Below are 14,361 nucleotides of genomic sequence, written 5' to 3'. Positions count from 1 at the left end.
CCCCGCTGAAAACATGCGAGGGACGGTTGAAACATGGGTCAATTCTCAATGGAAATATCGGGCTGCGCCGGGTCAGCTCTCAGTGGAAATCAACAAGGCAAGAAAATTCGCTGGTCTGATTAGGCGGTAAAGGTGCGCTTTGGGGGCACTCCTAGGTCCGATTAGCGGGACCGTCGCTGCTGTTTTGAAACGAAAGTGATTAGGCTGCCGATTTTTTCCGGCGGGCCTCGTCCGACATCTGAGTTGTTTTCTACCTACCGCTCGCCCCTTCCTCTCGATCCCGCTCATATCGCCTTTTCACCAAAAACTCCGGCAGCCAGCCCTCCCGCCTTATGGTCCAAAGCTCATATGTTGGAACAAACTGGTCCGTGGCATCGAGCGAACCGAGGTTGAGTTCGACTTCATCGCCTGTCTTTCCGAAAACCGAAGAGCCGCAGCGGGGACAGAAATGGCGGCCTGCGTAGTTTTGGGTCTTTCCCTCGATCGTCACTGCGCCTTCAGGGAAGATGGCCGAGGCGTGGAAGAGGGCGCCGTGGTGTTTGCGGCAGTCGAGGCAGTGGCAGATGCCGACCCGATAAGGCTCGCCTTCCGCCGAAAAACGAACATCGCCGCACAGACAGCCGCCGGTGAAACGGGTCATGTCAGCCTCCTCCCGGGTTTCGAACCGAGATGGATTTTACGACGGGACGTGGGCCTGTCGCAATGCGCGCGGTCTATGATCGGTCCGGATATGACAAACCCGCCGGGGGAGCGGCGGGTTGCTGTTTGGGATATCCGGTGTTTCTCGATCATCGAGCGGGACAGGAAGAAGCCCCGCCGCCATCCTTAATGGATGGCGAGGCTCACCATCCTGTAGGGATGGGCCGTCTTGAACTGCGAGATCATCGAATTTGCCTGTTCGACCACGCGTTCGGCCTCGTCCGGATGTTCGGCTGCGAGTTCATCGGCATTGATGAGGATGGCCTCGGCCATGTTGCCGGTCAACGTCGCAAACTGCTGGTCGCCTTCGACAAGCGCATCGCGCGACGTGCCTTCCAGCGCGTAAGCGATATCGACGAGAATTTCCTGGCGTTCCTCGACAGTCAAGTCGCGGATTGTTTTCTGCATCTCTTGCATTGTGCCACCCACCTTTGGTCGTTGTGACGATGCCGATCTCTCATGAGCCTCGGCTGATACACAGGTAGGGAGGGTTGCACGGCCGTTCAAGGGAGCGGCCGTGCCCGGTGGTCTGGGGAGCAATGCGCGAAAATCACGCCTGCTGCGGCGCGGTCTCCTGCCGTTTGTGATGGGGCACGAAGAGGCAGGCGGGGACGATCAGGAGCGCCATCAGCAGCATGGTGACGAATGTCGCATGCAGCGAATTCTGCAGGGCAAGCCTGATCTCGGCGCCGCTATCGGCAAGGGTGCCAGCGCCATTCAGCAGGGCCTGAAGACGTTCCGGCGTCACAGTGCCGCCACCGGTCACATGGGCGAGACCATAGGTTACCACTGCGCCAAGGACGGCTGCCCCGAGCGTGCTTCCCAGATTGCGGGAAAAGACGTTGGAGGCCGTGGCGCTGCCGCGCTGCGCCCAGGTGACGCTTTCCTGGGTCAGGATGAGAGCACCGATATTGAGGAGGCCCATGCCGAGACCCATGATGAACGAACCGACACCGGCCAGCACTGGCGAGCTTGTGGGCGTCAGGAAAACGAGGCAGGCCGTACCGACCGGGATGAACAGGCTGCCGGCGATCATGATTGGCCGCAGGCCGAAGCGCGGGAACTGGCGGGAGGCGAAGGTCGCGCCGCAGGGCCAGCCGAGCAAAAGCATGGTCAGCGCAAAACCGGCGATCAGCGGCGAGCGGTTCAGCACCGTCTGAACATACATCGGCAAGAAAGTGGTCAGCCCCATGATCGCCATCGAGGCGAAAAAGACGGCGAGATTGGCAAAGGCGATCGGGCGCTTCAGCCACAGGTCCGGCGCCACCATCGGCGCTTCGTGGCGGCGCTCCTGCCAGATGAAGGCAATGGTGGCGACGACGAAGATGACAAGCGCGACCAGCGTCGTTAGCGAAAATCCGCTTTCGACCTCGGTCAGCGCGATCATCAGCGCCGAGATGGAAATGGCAAACAGCCCTGCCCCCAAAACGTCGATCGACACCGATTGCGGCCGCTTTTCCTCATGCAGGAAGATCACGAAGCCGAGTGCCGCCAGAAGCCCGACCGGCACATTGATCCAGAAAATCCAGGCCCAGGGCAGGTTGTGGATGATGATGCTGCCGAGGAGCGGGCCGACGACGGCCGACAGAGCCCAGACGCTTGCGAGATAACCCTGCACCTTGCCACGCTGATTGCCTGGGAACATGTCTGCGACAACCGTCATCGCCACGGGCTGTACCGAACCGGCGCCAATACCCTGCAGGAGGCGGAAAACGATCATCGACGGCATGGACCATGCGAAACCGCAAAGAACCGAGGCGGCGAGGAAAAGCGCGATGCCGAGGATGAGAATCGGCTTGCGACCATAGATATCGGCAAGCTTGCCGAAGATGACGGCCGTGGCCGTCTGGGTCAGCAGGAAGGACGAAAAGACCCAGCTGTAGAGATTGATCTGTCCAAGCTGGGCTGCGATCTGCGGCATGGCTGTGGAGACGATGGTCGCTTCGATGGCGATCATCGCCATGGATGCCATGATCGCGGCCACGACGAGACCGCGATGAGAGGTTTTTGCTGTCATGAGTGACTTCCGGAGCGCCGAGGCGGCATATTCAAAGGGGAGCTCGGCGCGTCTGGCGTCGACAGAGTTTAAGTAAACCCCACATGCGTCCCGTCAAGCGCCAATTTGCTCTTGATCAAATCCGGGCGGGTCAATTTCTCTCCACATCCGTCGGGCAGATGCGCAAATAGACCTCGTCCGGGCTTGCCGCCGCCCGAATTGCGGCAACGATCTCGTCATTCCGCATCCGCCGGGCAATGCAGGACAGGATGTTGAGATGATCCGGCTGGCGCTGCGGATTAAGCAGAAGAAAAACCAGATCGACCGGCTTTTCGTCGACCGCTTCGAAATCGACCGGCCGCGAGAGCCGGGCAAACAGGCAGAAATGCCGGTCTAGGCCCATCACAGCCGCATGCGGTATGGCGACGCCGCCGCCGATGCCGGTGGAGCCGAGATTTTCGCGTGCCGTCAGGGCGCGGGCGATTTCGCTTTCTTCCAGTCCGAGCCTTCGTGCGGCAAGGGCGGAGAGCTTGCCGATCAGCGCCTGTTTCGACGGCGCTGCGAGATCCAGCACGATATTCTCCGGCAGGAGGCAATCCGCGAGCTTCATCGGGTTTTCCATGATGATTGAGTATTGCTGGTGCGTTATTGCTGGCCTTCGCGCAGCCGGTAACCGACGCCCGTCTCGGTCAGGATGTAATCCGGCTGGTCGGGGGTCTTTTCGATCTTCTGGCGCAGCTGGCGCACATAGACGCGCAGATATTGCACATCGGTCAGCCCATCCCAGACATGTTCGAGCAGATAACGATGGGTCAGAACCTTGCCGGCATGCTGCACGAGAATGCGCAGGATATCGTATTCCTTCGGCGACAGTTTTATCTCTTTGTCGGCCACCTTGACGATGCGCTTGACGAGATCGACGGACAGTTCGCCGGTCTGGAAGATCGGCTTTTCGCCTTGGGCCTGCAGGCGGTGGCGAAGCGCGACGCGGATGCGTGCGACAAGCTCGTTCATGCCGAAGGGTTTTGTAATGTAGTCATCGGCACCGAGTTCCAACGCCTTGACGATACCGGCCTCGTCGGTGCGGCTCGACAGGATGACGATCGGCAGGTCCAGCCCCTCGCCGCGCCACTTTTCCAGAAGATCGTGACCGGTCATGTCGGGCAGGCCGAGATCGAGGATGATCAGATCCGGCTTTTCGGATTTCACCATCTCGATTGCCACTTTGGCATTCATCGCCTCGCTGACCGCATAATCCTGCGTGGAGAGCCCGACGCGCAAAAGCTTGCGGATCGGCGGTTCGTCATCGACGATCAGGACGCGCACTGCGGTGTTGGTCATGTCTAGTCTCCGAGAAAAGGCAGTTCGTCCGGCCCGGATATCTTGTCCGGTAACGGCATGCTGATCGTGAAGATGGCGCCGGAGCGGTCCGAGCGGTTGGCGGCGCGGATTGTGCCGCCCATGGCTTCCACGAAACCGCGGCAGATGGAGAGGCCAAGGCCGGTACCGGCCCGGACATGGTCGCCCTTGCGCACCCGGTAAAAGCTGTCGAAAATCCGCTCGAGGTCTTCGGGTGGAATGCCCGGCCCTTCGTCGATCACAGAAATAAGGATGGCATTGCCGTTTCGCCAGCTGCGCATGTCGATCACGGTACCTTCCGGCGCGTATTTCGCGGCATTGTCGACGAGGTTGAACAGGACCTGTTCGAACAGGACGGGATCGATCCGCAGCATCGGCAGGTCGGCCGGGATGTTGACCTCTATCCTGTGGCCGGAGGTGATCTTGGCGGCACGCGACAAAGCGGTGCCGACGACATCCCCGAGATAATGCAGGGCATAGTTCGGCTCCATCGCGCCGGAGCCGATGCGGGTCATGTCGAGCAGGTTGGCGATAAAGCGGTTGAGGCGCTCGGATTCGTCGATGACGCTGGTCAGAAGCTCCGCCCGCGCCTCCTCGGGAATTTCCGTGCCGAAATCCTTCAGCGCGCCGGCCGAGCCCATGATCGCGGCAAGCGGCGTCTTCAGGTCGTGGCTGATCGAGGTCAGGAGCGCTGTGCGAAGCCGGTCGGTCTCGGCGGCAAGCTTTGCCTTGTCGACATCGGAGACGAGCTGGATGCGCTCGATGGCAAGGGCTGCCTGATCCGCCAGCGCATCGAACAGGCGCTGCTGGTCAGGGGTCAAAAGCGGGCCCTGGCGGTCATTGTCGAGGCCGATGACGCCGACGGCTTCGCGGCCGGTGCGCAGCGGCAGGTAAAGGCGTTTTGCACCGGGCAAGGTATCCGCGGCGCGGCCGGCCGGGCGATTGTGTTCCCAGGCCCATTTTGCGGCGGCGATATCGGCATCAACCAGCGTATCGTCCGGCGGATAACCCGCCTTGACGGCAATCGTATCGCCTTCCGGCAGAAGGATGACGACGCGGACTTTCAGCATGGAGGCGATCTGGAAGGCGGTTGCCCAGAGCACGTCGTCGAGCGTGCCGGTGCCGGCCAGCTTTTTCGAGAAGAGATAGAGATCCTCTGTCGTCCTTGCCCGCTGCCGGGCGGCAGCGGCCTGACGCTGAACCGCGGCAGTCAGATTGGAAGCCACGATCGCGACACCGAGATAGAAGACCAGCGCCACCAAGCTTTCCGGATCCTGGACCGTGAACGTGTAGCGCGGATCGAGAAAGAAGAAGTTGAAGGAAAGCGCACCGAGGATGGAGGCATAGAGACCGGGGCCCAATCCGCCACGCACGGCCGATGCCAGAACCGCCATCAGAAGGACCAGCGCGAGATTGCGGACATCAAGCGTCTGATCGAGCACGAAACCCGACAGAATGGCGAGGCCGACGAAAACGGTACTGTTGAGGTAAGGTCTCAGGCGGAAAGGTTTTGGCGGGCTTGCGGTTTTCACGCCGCGCTGGGGCTCGCCCTCCCCTCTCTCACCGGAAATGACATGGACGCTGATATCGCCGGCATGGCGGATCAGGTCGTGGGTGACGGAGCCTTGCAGCAGCTGCCGCCAGCGCGGCCGCGACGGCCGACCGACGACGATATGGGTGAAATTGTTGGCATTGGCATAAGCGATGATCTCGCTCGACGGGGTGAGCGCCGGCAGGATCACCGTTTCGGCGCCGAGCTGTTCGGCAAGCCGCATGTTGGCGGCCAGCCGGTCCTTGTCCTCGTCGGAGAGATGCAGTTCGCGCGGCGTTTCCAGATGCAGCGCCGCCCAGGGCGCGCGCAGCCGGTCGGCCTGGCGGCGGGCGTAACGCACGAGGCTTGCACCATTGCGGCCGTGATCGAGGCAGACCAGAACACGGTCGCCCGCCGCCCAGGGGCCGGAAATCGCATGCGCCTGCATGTGGTTCAGGAGCTGCTCGTCCACCCGCTGCGCGGTGCGGCGCAAAGCGAGTTCGCGCAGGGCGGTGAGATTGCCGGGCGAAAAATAGTTTTCGACGGCACGGCGCGCCGTGGTCGGCACATAGACCTTGCCGTCGTTCAGGCGCTTGATGAGATCGTCCGGCGTGATGTCGATGATCTCGACATCGTCGGCGCGGTCGATGATCAGGTCTGGCACGGTTTCGCGCACCCGGATGCGGGTTATCTGGGCGACAACATCGTTCAGGCTTTCGACATGCTGGATATTCAGTGTCGAATAGACGTCGATGCCGCTGGAGAGGATTTCCTGCACATCCATGTAGCGTTTCGGATGGCGGCTGCCGCTCGCATTGGTATGGGCGAGTTCATCGACGAGGACGAGTTGCGGGCGGCGGGCGAGGATGGTGTCGAGATCCATCTCATCGAGTTTCTGGCCGCGATAGTCGATCAGCCGTCTCGGCACGATCTCGAAACCATCGACCAGCGCCTCGGTTTCCTTGCGGCCATGGGTTTCGACGACGCCGATGACGACATCGAGGCCATCGGCAAGCCGCGCGCGGCCGGACATCAGCATTTCATAAGTCTTGCCGACGCCGGGGGCCGCACCAAGAAAGATTTTCAACCGGCCGCGACCTTCCCGCTCGGCATGCTCGAGGAGAGCTTCCGGCGAGGGCCTGGTGTGGGGGTCGCGGCTGTCGTCAGGCATAAAAACGATCTTTCCGGGTGGCGTAGCTTCTCTTTGAAGAAGGCTGCGCCCTATCTACACCCTCATTCCTGTGCTTGTCACAGGAATCCAGCCAGCCCAAGTCCTTGGGCTGAAAGGGCTCTTTTCGCCGCGCAGACGCGCGTCGGCTGGATCCCTGTGACAAGCACAGGGATGAGGGAGCAAGTGGCGACGCTGCTGCCAAACCTCTAGCTCTTCCCTCCATCCAGCGCCATGTTCAACGCCAGCACGTTGACCACAGGCTCACCAAGAAAACCAAGCTCCCGGCCCTCGATATGCTGCTCGACCAGCGCCTTCACGACCGCCTCATCCATGTTCCGCGCCTTGGCGATGCGCGGCACCTGGAACAGAGCTGCCTCCGGAGAAATATGCGGGTCGAGACCGCTGCCCGAAGCGGTGACGAGATCGACCGGCACATCCTCATTCGGGTTGGTGGTTTTGGCCGCCTCGTAATCGGCTTTTACCCGGTCGATAAGCTTCTGGCTGGTCGGGCCGAGATTGGAGCCGGAGGATGCGGCGGCGTCATAACCATTCGCACCTGCAGCCGAAGGACGGCCGTGGAAATATTGCTCGCCGGTAAAGGCCTGGCCGATCAGCGACGAGCCTATGACCTTGCCATCCTTCTCGATCAGGCTGCCATTCGCCTGCGACGGAAACACCGCCTGGGCGATGCCGGTCATGGCGAAGGGGTAGATCAGGCCGGTCAGCGCCGTGGTGGCGACGATCATGACGAGGGCGGGACGGAGATGTTTCAACATTTCAAGAACTCCTTAAGCGAGGCCGAGCGCGGTGATGACCATGTCGATCGCCTTGATGCCGGCGAAGGGCACGACGATGCCGCCAAGGCCGTAGATGACGAGATTGCGCGACAGCAGCGCGCCGGCGCCGATGGCGCGATATTTGACGCCCTTCAGCGATAGCGGGATCAGCGCGATGATGATCAGCGCATTGAAGATGATCGCCGACAGGATGGCGCTTTGCGGCGTGGCGAGGCCCATGATGTTCAGGACGCCGAGCTGCGGATAGAAGGCCAGGAACATGGCCGGGATGATCGCGAAATACTTTGCGATGTCGTTGGCGATCGAGAAGGTGGTGAGCGCGCCGCGGGTCATCAGCAGCTGCTTGCCGATTTCGACGATCTCGATGAGTTTCGTTGGATCGCTATCGAGATCGACCATGTTGCCGGCTTCGCGGGCAGCGACCGTGCCGGTGTTCATGGCGACGCCGACATCGGCCTGGGCAAGTGCTGGGGCGTCGTTGGTACCGTCGCCGCACATGGCGACGAGCTTGCCCTTGGCCTGCTCCTCGCGGATCAGCGACAGCTTGTTTTCCGGCGTTGCCTGGGCAAGGAAATCGTCGACGCCGGCTTCGGCAGCGATCGCGGCAGCGGTCATCGGGTTGTCGCCGGTGATCATGACGGTGCGGATGCCCATGCGGCGCAGTTCGGCAAAGCGCTCGCGGATGCCGCCCTTGACGATATCCTTCAGCTGCACGACGCCGAGCAGTTTTCCATCGCGGGCAACGGCAAGCGGCGTGCCGCCGGCCTTGGCGATCTCCTCGGCGATGGCTCTCAGTTCCCGTACGCTGTCGCTTTCCGGGCTGACGGCGATCGCCGCATTGCCTGCGACTGGCAGCGAACCGGCACCGACATAGGCAAGCACCGCATCGACCGCGCCCTTGCGGATGGCAGAGCCTTCGAGATCGACACCGCTCATGCGGGTCTGGGCCGTGAAAGGCACGAATGTGGCTTTCAGGCTTGCCATGTCGCGGGCGCGGATCGCGTATTTTTCCTTGGCGAGCACGACGATGGAGCGGCCTTCCGGCGTTTCGTCGGCAAGCGAGGCAAGCTGGGCGGCATCGGCGAGTTCCTGTTCGGACACACCGCGGACCGGGCGGAACGAGGTTGCCTGGCGGTTGCCGAGCGTGATCGTGCCGGTCTTGTCGAGGAGAAGCGTATCGACGTCGCCGGCAGCTTCCACGGCGCGGCCGGACATGGCGAGCACGTTGAAGCGAACGAGACGGTCCATGCCGGCAATGCCGATGGCGGAAAGCAGCGCGCCGATCGTGGTCGGGATCAGCGTCACGAACAGGGCGACGAGAACGATGATCGGGATCGAGCCGCCGGCATAGGAGGCGAAGCTCGGAATGGTCGCGGTGGCGAGCACGAAGATCAACGTCATGCCGGCGAGAAGGATGTTGAGCGCGATCTCGTTCGGCGTCTTCTGGCGTTCGGCGCCTTCGACGAGCGAAATCATCCGGTCAAGGAAGGTGGAGCCGGCGGCTGCGGTGATGCGCACGCGGATCCAGTCGGACAGGACCTGCGTGCCGCCGGTGACGGCTGAGCGGTCGCCGCCGGATTCGCGGATGACGGGGGCGGACTCACCGGTGATGGCGGCCTCGTTGACGGAGGCGACACCTTCGATGACTTCCCCATCCGAGGGAATAATATCGCCGGCCTCGACGAGGACGATGTCGTTCACCTTCAGGCTGGTGCCGGCGACCATCCTGTAGTCGCGGCTGCCATTCGAGGTGAGCAGCTTGGCCTGGGTTTCGGTGCGGGCCTTGCGGAGCGAGTCCGCCTGCGCCTTGCCACGGCCTTCGGCAACGGCTTCGGCGAAATTGGCGAAGAGCACGGTGAACCAGAGCCAGAGATTGATCTGGAAGGAGAAGCCGAGATCGCCGCTGCCAATGGCGAGATCGCGCAGGAAAAGGACCGTGGTCAGCACCGATACGGTGGCGACGACGAACATGACGGGGTTCTTCGCAAGCGTGCGCGGGTTCAGCTTGGTGAAGGCTGCGCCGATTGCGGGAACGAGAATGCGACTATCGAGGATACTCGCGGATTTTGCCTGGCTCATAAGAGGCTCCAGCTTTTCAAGGAGCGGCGACCGAAACGGTCAGCCGTGAAGGATTTCGACGGCGCAGACGATGGCGAAGATCGCCGCCATCATCGCGAGAATTGCGTTTGAGGCGCAGCGCGGGGTGGTCTCCCCGCTTTGTTTTCCCGAAGCGAGGTCCGATTGTCTGCGAAGGGCTTGGCGGATGCTCATGGTCACAGCCCTCAGAATGTCTGCCCGGCGATCATCACCAGATGCTCGACGACCGGGCCAAGGGCCAAAGCCGGCATGAAGGTGAGGCCACCGACGATCAGGATCGTGCCGACGAGCAGGCCGACGAAGAGCGGACCATCGGTCGGGAAAGTGCCAGACGAGGCCGGAACTGTCTTCTTGGCGACGAGGGAACCGGCGATGGCGAGCGCCGGGATGATGACCAGGAAACGACCCATCAGCATGCCGAGACCAAGCGTGACGTTGTACCAGGGCGTATTGGCGGTGAGGCCGCCGAAGGCAGAGCCATTGTTGGCGGCAGCGGATGTGTAGGCGTAGAGAATTTCGGAGAAGCCGTGCGGACCTGCGGTGCCGATCGAGGCGACGGCCGAGGGAAGCACGGTGGCAATCGCCGTGAAGATCAGCATGGCGAGCGGCAGGCAGAGAATGGCGAGAACGGCCATCTTCATCTCCTTCGCCTCGATCTTCTTGCCGAGATATTCCGGCGTGCGACCAACCATCAGACCGGCCACGAAGATGGCGATGATGATGAACAGGACGATGCCGTAGAAACCGGCGCCGACGCCGCCGACGATGACTTCGCCGAGCTGCATGTTGATCAGCGGGATGAGGCCGCCCAACGCCGTGAACGAGCCATGCATGGCATTGACCGCACCGCAGGATGCAGCCGTGGTGATGACCGCAAACAGTGAGGACATGACCGTGCCAAAGCGGACTTCCTTGCCTTCCATATTCGCGCCTTCAAGGCGGAACGCATGCATGATCGGGTTGCCGGCCGCTTCCGCCCAGTAGACGACGGCGACGCCGACGACGAAGAGAATGCCCATGGCGGACAGGATCGCCCAGCCCTGCCGCTGGTTGCCGACCATGCGGCCGAAGACATTGGTAAAGGCCGCCCCGATCGCGAAGATCGACAGCATCTGGATCATGTTGGAGATGTTGTCGGGATTCTCGAACGGATGCGCCGAATTGGCATTGAAGAAACCGCCGCCATTGGTGCCGAGCATTTTGATGGCGAGCTGGGAGGCGACGGGTCCGAGCGCGATCGTCTGCTTGACGCCTTCAAGCGTGGTTGCCTCGACATAAGGCCCAAAGGTCTGCGGCACGCCGAGCGCGACGTAGACCAGCGTCAGCACGATGCAGAACGGCAGGAGGATGTAGAGGGTGGCGCGGGTCATATCGACCCAGAAATTGCCGATCGCCTTTCCCGATGCGCGCGAGAAAGCACGGATGAGGCCGATGGCGATTGCCATGCCGGTTGCGGCAGAAACAAAATTCTGCACGGCAAGTCCGGTCATCTGGCTGAAATAGGACATGGTGCTTTCGCCGCCATAACTCTGCCAGTTGGTATTGGCGACGAAGCTGACGGCGGTGTTGAAGGAAAGCTCGGGGCCAACCGCCGGCATGCCGGCCGGGTTCATCGGCAGCACGTCCTGCAGGCGCAGGATGAGATAGAGAACCAGCGTGCCGAGAAGGTTGAACAGCAGCATGGCGAAGGCATAGGCGGTCCAGTGCTGGTCCTCCTTCTCGCTGGTGCCGGCAACCGCATAAAGCCCGCGTTCGATCGGAACGAGGACCGGTGAAAGAAGCGTGCGCTCGCCGGAAAACACCCGCGTCATATAGGCGCCGAGCGGTTTGACGATGAGAACGAGGATCCCGCAGAAAACGAGGATCTGGAACCATCCGTTGAGGGTCATTTGGGGTAACTTTCAATGCCCGGCAGCGTCACAGAAAGGGAGCGCCGGTTCTTTTCAAAAGCGGGGTCAGAAACGCTCGGGGCGGATGAGCGCATAGGTGAGGTAGACGGCGAGAAACACGGTCACCGCACCGCTCAGGACATAGTCGAGGGTCATCGGGTTTTCCTTCTCAGAGCCGGTCGCAGGCCGAGGTGTAGGCGAGGCACAGGACGAAAAAGACGATCGTCGTGCCGAGGAGAATGACATCCATCATCGAAGCTGGCTCCTGGTGTTGATGGCAGCAGACAGGACGAAGGGTGCCGCCGGGCTGGCGACACCTTTAACGCTGTATTGCTGGGGAGGATCTCGATCTTCCCGACCCCAATATGCGGCCGGAGCGCATAGGGGTTCGAGATTGGCGAGGGAGGAAAGAAATAGGAATCTTATAGGAATTTGGGTCCGGTCATCCCGAGGCTGGCGCACACAGCGCTGCCGCATAGGGGATAAAGCAGAGCGTTGGGTGACGTGAGTAGTAGGGGTTCGAAGGCACGCTCCACCTCTCCTCATCCCTGTGCTTATCACAGGGATCCAGCCGACGCGCGTCTACGCGGCGAAAGGAGTTCTTTCAGCCCAAAGACTTGGGCTGGCTGGATTCCTGTGACAAGCACAGGAATGAGGACGGATAGGGATGCGGCCTGTGCTCAGGTCGCGAACTCCGGTCCCGAATACGCCGGTCACGCCGCCGCAATCGTGATCCCATAAGCGATGCAGAGGACGGCAAGCATGACCACGACCATGCCGAGAAGCAGGTCGGATGCGTGGAGCTGGTCAGTCTCCAGCCTGCGCGGATAGACGAAAGCGCGCAGGCGATCGATTGCGGCGGACATGGACACTGCTCCTCAAGACCGGCCGACGAGCTTCAGGGCTGGTCCAGCAGCCTGGTCGGTAGAGCGGTTTTCGAAACCGCGTCCTGGATTAAGCGTCTGTCCATCCGGAACGCAGAGAACCGCGCCCGGCATATGGTCGCTCTCGAACATCGCAAACCGGATTGCAGAATTGCGGTCGGTGAAAAGGCCGCCGACAAGGCCCTGATTGTCTGAAACCACCCAGCGCCCGCCGGCATCGCGGCCGACGGTGAAACGTACGCCCGCATGATGCGGTATCAGCTCGAATGCAGCCTGGCCCATATCCGCTTCCCTTCAACCGAGCGACAGAACGAGAAGGCAGAGGCCGGTCACGCCGACGCCCAGCACACCGAACAGGCGCAGAAACATGCCGAGGTTCTCGGTGCGGTGATAGGGCTGGCTGCGGGCCAGCCGGCGGCGCTGGGCCAGCGCTTCGGCAAGGTGCAAGAGATAGACGCTTCCCATACGAGCGGGCATGAGATCACTCCTTTGTCGGTCTTCGGTTCCGGCTGAAATCGCGGATACCTGGAGACAAAGGTAACGAGGGACGCATAGGCATTCGATTGGAAGCGGCGCGCGAAGAAATAGGGATTCCATAGCCGTACCGGATTTTTCCATTGCACCGCGACAGGACGGGCTGCATGCTCCGGTCTCGACGATAAAACGAGAGTGGAATTTGCATGGCAGCGGATGCGATCGTACTCGGAGCCGGGATCATCGGCGTTTCGACGGCATTGCAGCTGGCACGGCGGGGAAAATCCGTGGTGCTGATCGACCGGAAGGAACCGGGTCTCGAAACCTCCTATGGCAATGCCGGGCTGATCCAGCGCGAGGGCGTCGTGCCTTATGGCTTTCCGCAGCAGTTCGGCACGATCCTGCGTTATGCGCTGAACAACCGGATCGACGCCCATTTTCACTGGAAGGCGATCCCCTCCGTTTCCTCCTTCCTCGCCCGTTACTGGTGGCATTCGAACCTGTCGCGGCACCAGTTGATCGCGCGGGCCTATGCGCCGCTGATCGAACATTCCGTCTCGACCCATAACGAACTGATCGAGGCGGCCGGCGCGCAGGACCTGATCGCCAAGCAGGGCTGGACTGAGGTTTTTCGCACGAGGGTCAAGCATGATGGCGAGATTGCCGAGGCATCGCGGCTGAGGCGCGAATACGGCGTCGAGTTCAGCGAGCTTTCGGCGGCCGATATTGCAGCCAAGGAACCCAACCTGTCGGGCGATTTCGTCGGTGGCCTGCACTGGCAGGATCCGTGGTCGGTGCGTGACCCGCTGGCGCTGACCCGCGCCTATGTCAAACTGTTCGAAAGCCTTGGCGGCCGGGTGCTGAAGGGCGATGCGAAAAGCCTGTCGCAGACGAAGACCGGCTGGCGGATGGTTGCCGGTGACGGGATTGTCGAGGCAAAGGACGTGGTCGTGGCGCTCGGGCCGTGGTCGGATACCGTCACCAAGCCGCTCGGTTATCATTTCCTCGTCGGTGTGAAGCGCGGCTATCACATGCATTATGCGCCGAAGGGCAATGCCAAGCTGAACGGCTGGACGATGGATGCCGAGCGCGGCTATTTCCTCGCCCCGATGAACCAGGGCATCCGCCTGACGACCGGCGCCGAGTTTGCGCGGCGCGATGCTCCGAAAACGCCGGTGCAGCTTGCGCGCGCCGAAGCCGTGGCGCGAGAAACCTTTCCGCTGGGCGAGCGGCTGGACAAGGAACCCTGGATGGGCGCGCGGCCCTGCACGCCCGACATGATGCCGGTCATCGGCAAGGCGCCGCGGCATGAAGGCCTGTGGTTTGCCTTCGGCCATGCCCATCATGGCCTGACGCTGGGGCCGGTGACCGGCCAGGTGATCGCCGAGGCCATAACCGGCGAAAAGACGCTGATCGATATCTCCGCCTACAGGCCGGAACGTTTCAGAGCCTAGCCGCCGCACG

General features: G+C 61.8%; 14 protein-coding genes. 1 reads left to right on the top strand and 13 read right to left on the bottom strand.

The features are described from left to right. Positions 1 to 250 precede the first annotated feature (250 nt). The 13 genes from FHW37_RS19185 to FHW37_RS19130 all read right to left on the bottom strand — a co-directional run bounded on the left by FHW37_RS19185 (position 251) and on the right by FHW37_RS19130 (position 12,900). Positions 251 to 640, bottom strand: coding sequence for a GFA family protein (locus tag FHW37_RS19185; protein WP_145639264.1), 390 nt, complete (start codon positions 638 to 640; stop codon positions 251 to 253). Between the two features lie 185 nt (positions 641 to 825). Then, positions 826 to 1,116: a hypothetical protein gene (locus FHW37_RS19180; protein ID WP_145639263.1), complete on the bottom strand. Its 291-nt coding sequence runs from the start codon at positions 1,114 to 1,116 to the stop codon at positions 826 to 828. Positions 1,117 to 1,249: 133 nt separating this feature from the next. Next, entirely contained in the window at positions 1,250 to 2,716 is a 1,467-nt protein-coding gene (locus FHW37_RS19175; RefSeq protein WP_145639260.1) for an MDR family MFS transporter, read from the bottom strand. 130 nt (positions 2,717 to 2,846) lie between these two features. Then, positions 2,847 to 3,305, bottom strand: a complete 459-nt coding sequence (locus FHW37_RS19170) for a PTS sugar transporter subunit IIA (RefSeq protein WP_145639259.1) — start codon at positions 3,303 to 3,305, stop codon at positions 2,847 to 2,849. A gap of 35 nt (positions 3,306 to 3,340) precedes the next feature. After that, positions 3,341 to 4,036: a response regulator transcription factor gene (locus tag FHW37_RS19165; RefSeq protein ID WP_145639257.1), complete on the bottom strand. Its 696-nt coding sequence runs from the start codon at positions 4,034 to 4,036 to the stop codon at positions 3,341 to 3,343. A gap of 2 nt (positions 4,037 to 4,038) precedes the next feature. After that, entirely contained in the window at positions 4,039 to 6,756 is a 2,718-nt protein-coding gene (locus tag FHW37_RS19160; RefSeq protein WP_145639255.1) for a sensor histidine kinase, read from the bottom strand. Positions 6,757 to 6,962: 206 nt separating this feature from the next. Further along, complete coding sequence (gene kdpC, locus FHW37_RS19155; RefSeq protein WP_145639253.1) at positions 6,963 to 7,532, bottom strand: potassium-transporting ATPase subunit KdpC; 570 nt, start codon at positions 7,530 to 7,532, stop codon at positions 6,963 to 6,965. A gap of 12 nt (positions 7,533 to 7,544) precedes the next feature. Next, entirely contained in the window at positions 7,545 to 9,632 is a 2,088-nt protein-coding gene (gene kdpB, locus FHW37_RS19150; RefSeq protein WP_145639251.1) for a potassium-transporting ATPase subunit KdpB, read from the bottom strand. A gap of 203 nt (positions 9,633 to 9,835) precedes the next feature. Then, positions 9,836 to 11,539 (bottom strand): potassium-transporting ATPase subunit KdpA, encoded by a 1,704-nt coding sequence (gene kdpA / locus FHW37_RS19145; protein WP_145639249.1) that lies wholly within the window; start codon positions 11,537 to 11,539, stop codon positions 9,836 to 9,838. A gap of 66 nt (positions 11,540 to 11,605) precedes the next feature. Further along, positions 11,606 to 11,695 carry a K(+)-transporting ATPase subunit F gene (locus FHW37_RS19140; protein WP_145639247.1) on the bottom strand — a complete coding sequence of 30 codons (90 nt, stop codon included), beginning with the start codon at positions 11,693 to 11,695 and terminating at the stop codon, positions 11,606 to 11,608. Positions 11,696 to 12,252: 557 nt separating this feature from the next. After that, positions 12,253 to 12,405 (bottom strand): hypothetical protein, encoded by a 153-nt coding sequence (locus FHW37_RS33650; RefSeq protein WP_186458320.1) that lies wholly within the window; start codon positions 12,403 to 12,405, stop codon positions 12,253 to 12,255. A gap of 12 nt (positions 12,406 to 12,417) precedes the next feature. After that, positions 12,418 to 12,705 carry a hypothetical protein gene (locus FHW37_RS19135; RefSeq protein ID WP_145639245.1) on the bottom strand — a complete coding sequence of 96 codons (288 nt, stop codon included), beginning with the start codon at positions 12,703 to 12,705 and terminating at the stop codon, positions 12,418 to 12,420. Between the two features lie 12 nt (positions 12,706 to 12,717). After that, complete coding sequence (locus FHW37_RS19130) at positions 12,718 to 12,900, bottom strand: hypothetical protein (protein ID WP_145639243.1); 183 nt, start codon at positions 12,898 to 12,900, stop codon at positions 12,718 to 12,720. Positions 12,901 to 13,103: 203 nt separating this feature from the next. Here FHW37_RS19130 and FHW37_RS19125 point away from each other — a divergent pair, with 203 nt between their 5' ends. Further along, positions 13,104 to 14,351 (top strand): NAD(P)/FAD-dependent oxidoreductase, encoded by a 1,248-nt coding sequence (locus FHW37_RS19125; RefSeq protein ID WP_145639241.1) that lies wholly within the window; start codon positions 13,104 to 13,106, stop codon positions 14,349 to 14,351. The last annotated feature ends 10 nt before the right edge of the window (positions 14,352 to 14,361 follow it).

Origin of the sequence: Neorhizobium alkalisoli (assembly GCF_007829835.1) — a bacterium.
Taxonomy (GTDB): Bacteria; Pseudomonadota; Alphaproteobacteria; order Rhizobiales; family Rhizobiaceae; genus Neorhizobium.
Note: the sequence above shows the minus strand (reverse complement) of the source record. Positions and strands in the feature narration are given on the sequence as shown.

Coding starts and splice junctions, on each gene's coding strand:
- kdpC (WP_145639253.1), bottom strand. CDS start 7,532: ATGTTGAAACATCTCCGTCCCGCCCTCGTCATGATCGTCGCCACCACG.
- FHW37_RS19170 (WP_145639259.1), bottom strand. CDS start 3,305: ATGAAGCTCGCGGATTGCCTCCTGCCGGAGAATATCGTGCTGGATCTC.
- FHW37_RS33650 (WP_186458320.1), bottom strand. CDS start 12,405: ATGTCCGCCGCAATCGATCGCCTGCGCGCTTTCGTCTATCCGCGCAGG.
- FHW37_RS19160 (WP_145639255.1), bottom strand. CDS start 6,756: ATGCCTGACGACAGCCGCGACCCCCACACCAGGCCCTCGCCGGAAGCT.
- kdpB (WP_145639251.1), bottom strand. CDS start 9,632: ATGAGCCAGGCAAAATCCGCGAGTATCCTCGATAGTCGCATTCTCGTT.
- FHW37_RS19130 (WP_145639243.1), bottom strand. CDS start 12,900: ATGCCCGCTCGTATGGGAAGCGTCTATCTCTTGCACCTTGCCGAAGCG.
- FHW37_RS19175 (WP_145639260.1), bottom strand. CDS start 2,716: ATGACAGCAAAAACCTCTCATCGCGGTCTCGTCGTGGCCGCGATCATG.
- FHW37_RS19180 (WP_145639263.1), bottom strand. CDS start 1,116: ATGCAAGAGATGCAGAAAACAATCCGCGACTTGACTGTCGAGGAACGC.
- FHW37_RS19185 (WP_145639264.1), bottom strand. CDS start 640: ATGACCCGTTTCACCGGCGGCTGTCTGTGCGGCGATGTTCGTTTTTCG.
- FHW37_RS19125 (WP_145639241.1), top strand. CDS start 13,104: ATGGCAGCGGATGCGATCGTACTCGGAGCCGGGATCATCGGCGTTTCG.
- FHW37_RS19140 (WP_145639247.1), bottom strand. CDS start 11,695: ATGACCCTCGACTATGTCCTGAGCGGTGCGGTGACCGTGTTTCTCGCC.
- FHW37_RS19165 (WP_145639257.1), bottom strand. CDS start 4,036: ATGACCAACACCGCAGTGCGCGTCCTGATCGTCGATGACGAACCGCCG.
- kdpA (WP_145639249.1), bottom strand. CDS start 11,539: ATGACCCTCAACGGATGGTTCCAGATCCTCGTTTTCTGCGGGATCCTC.
- FHW37_RS19135 (WP_145639245.1), bottom strand. CDS start 12,705: ATGGGCCAGGCTGCATTCGAGCTGATACCGCATCATGCGGGCGTACGT.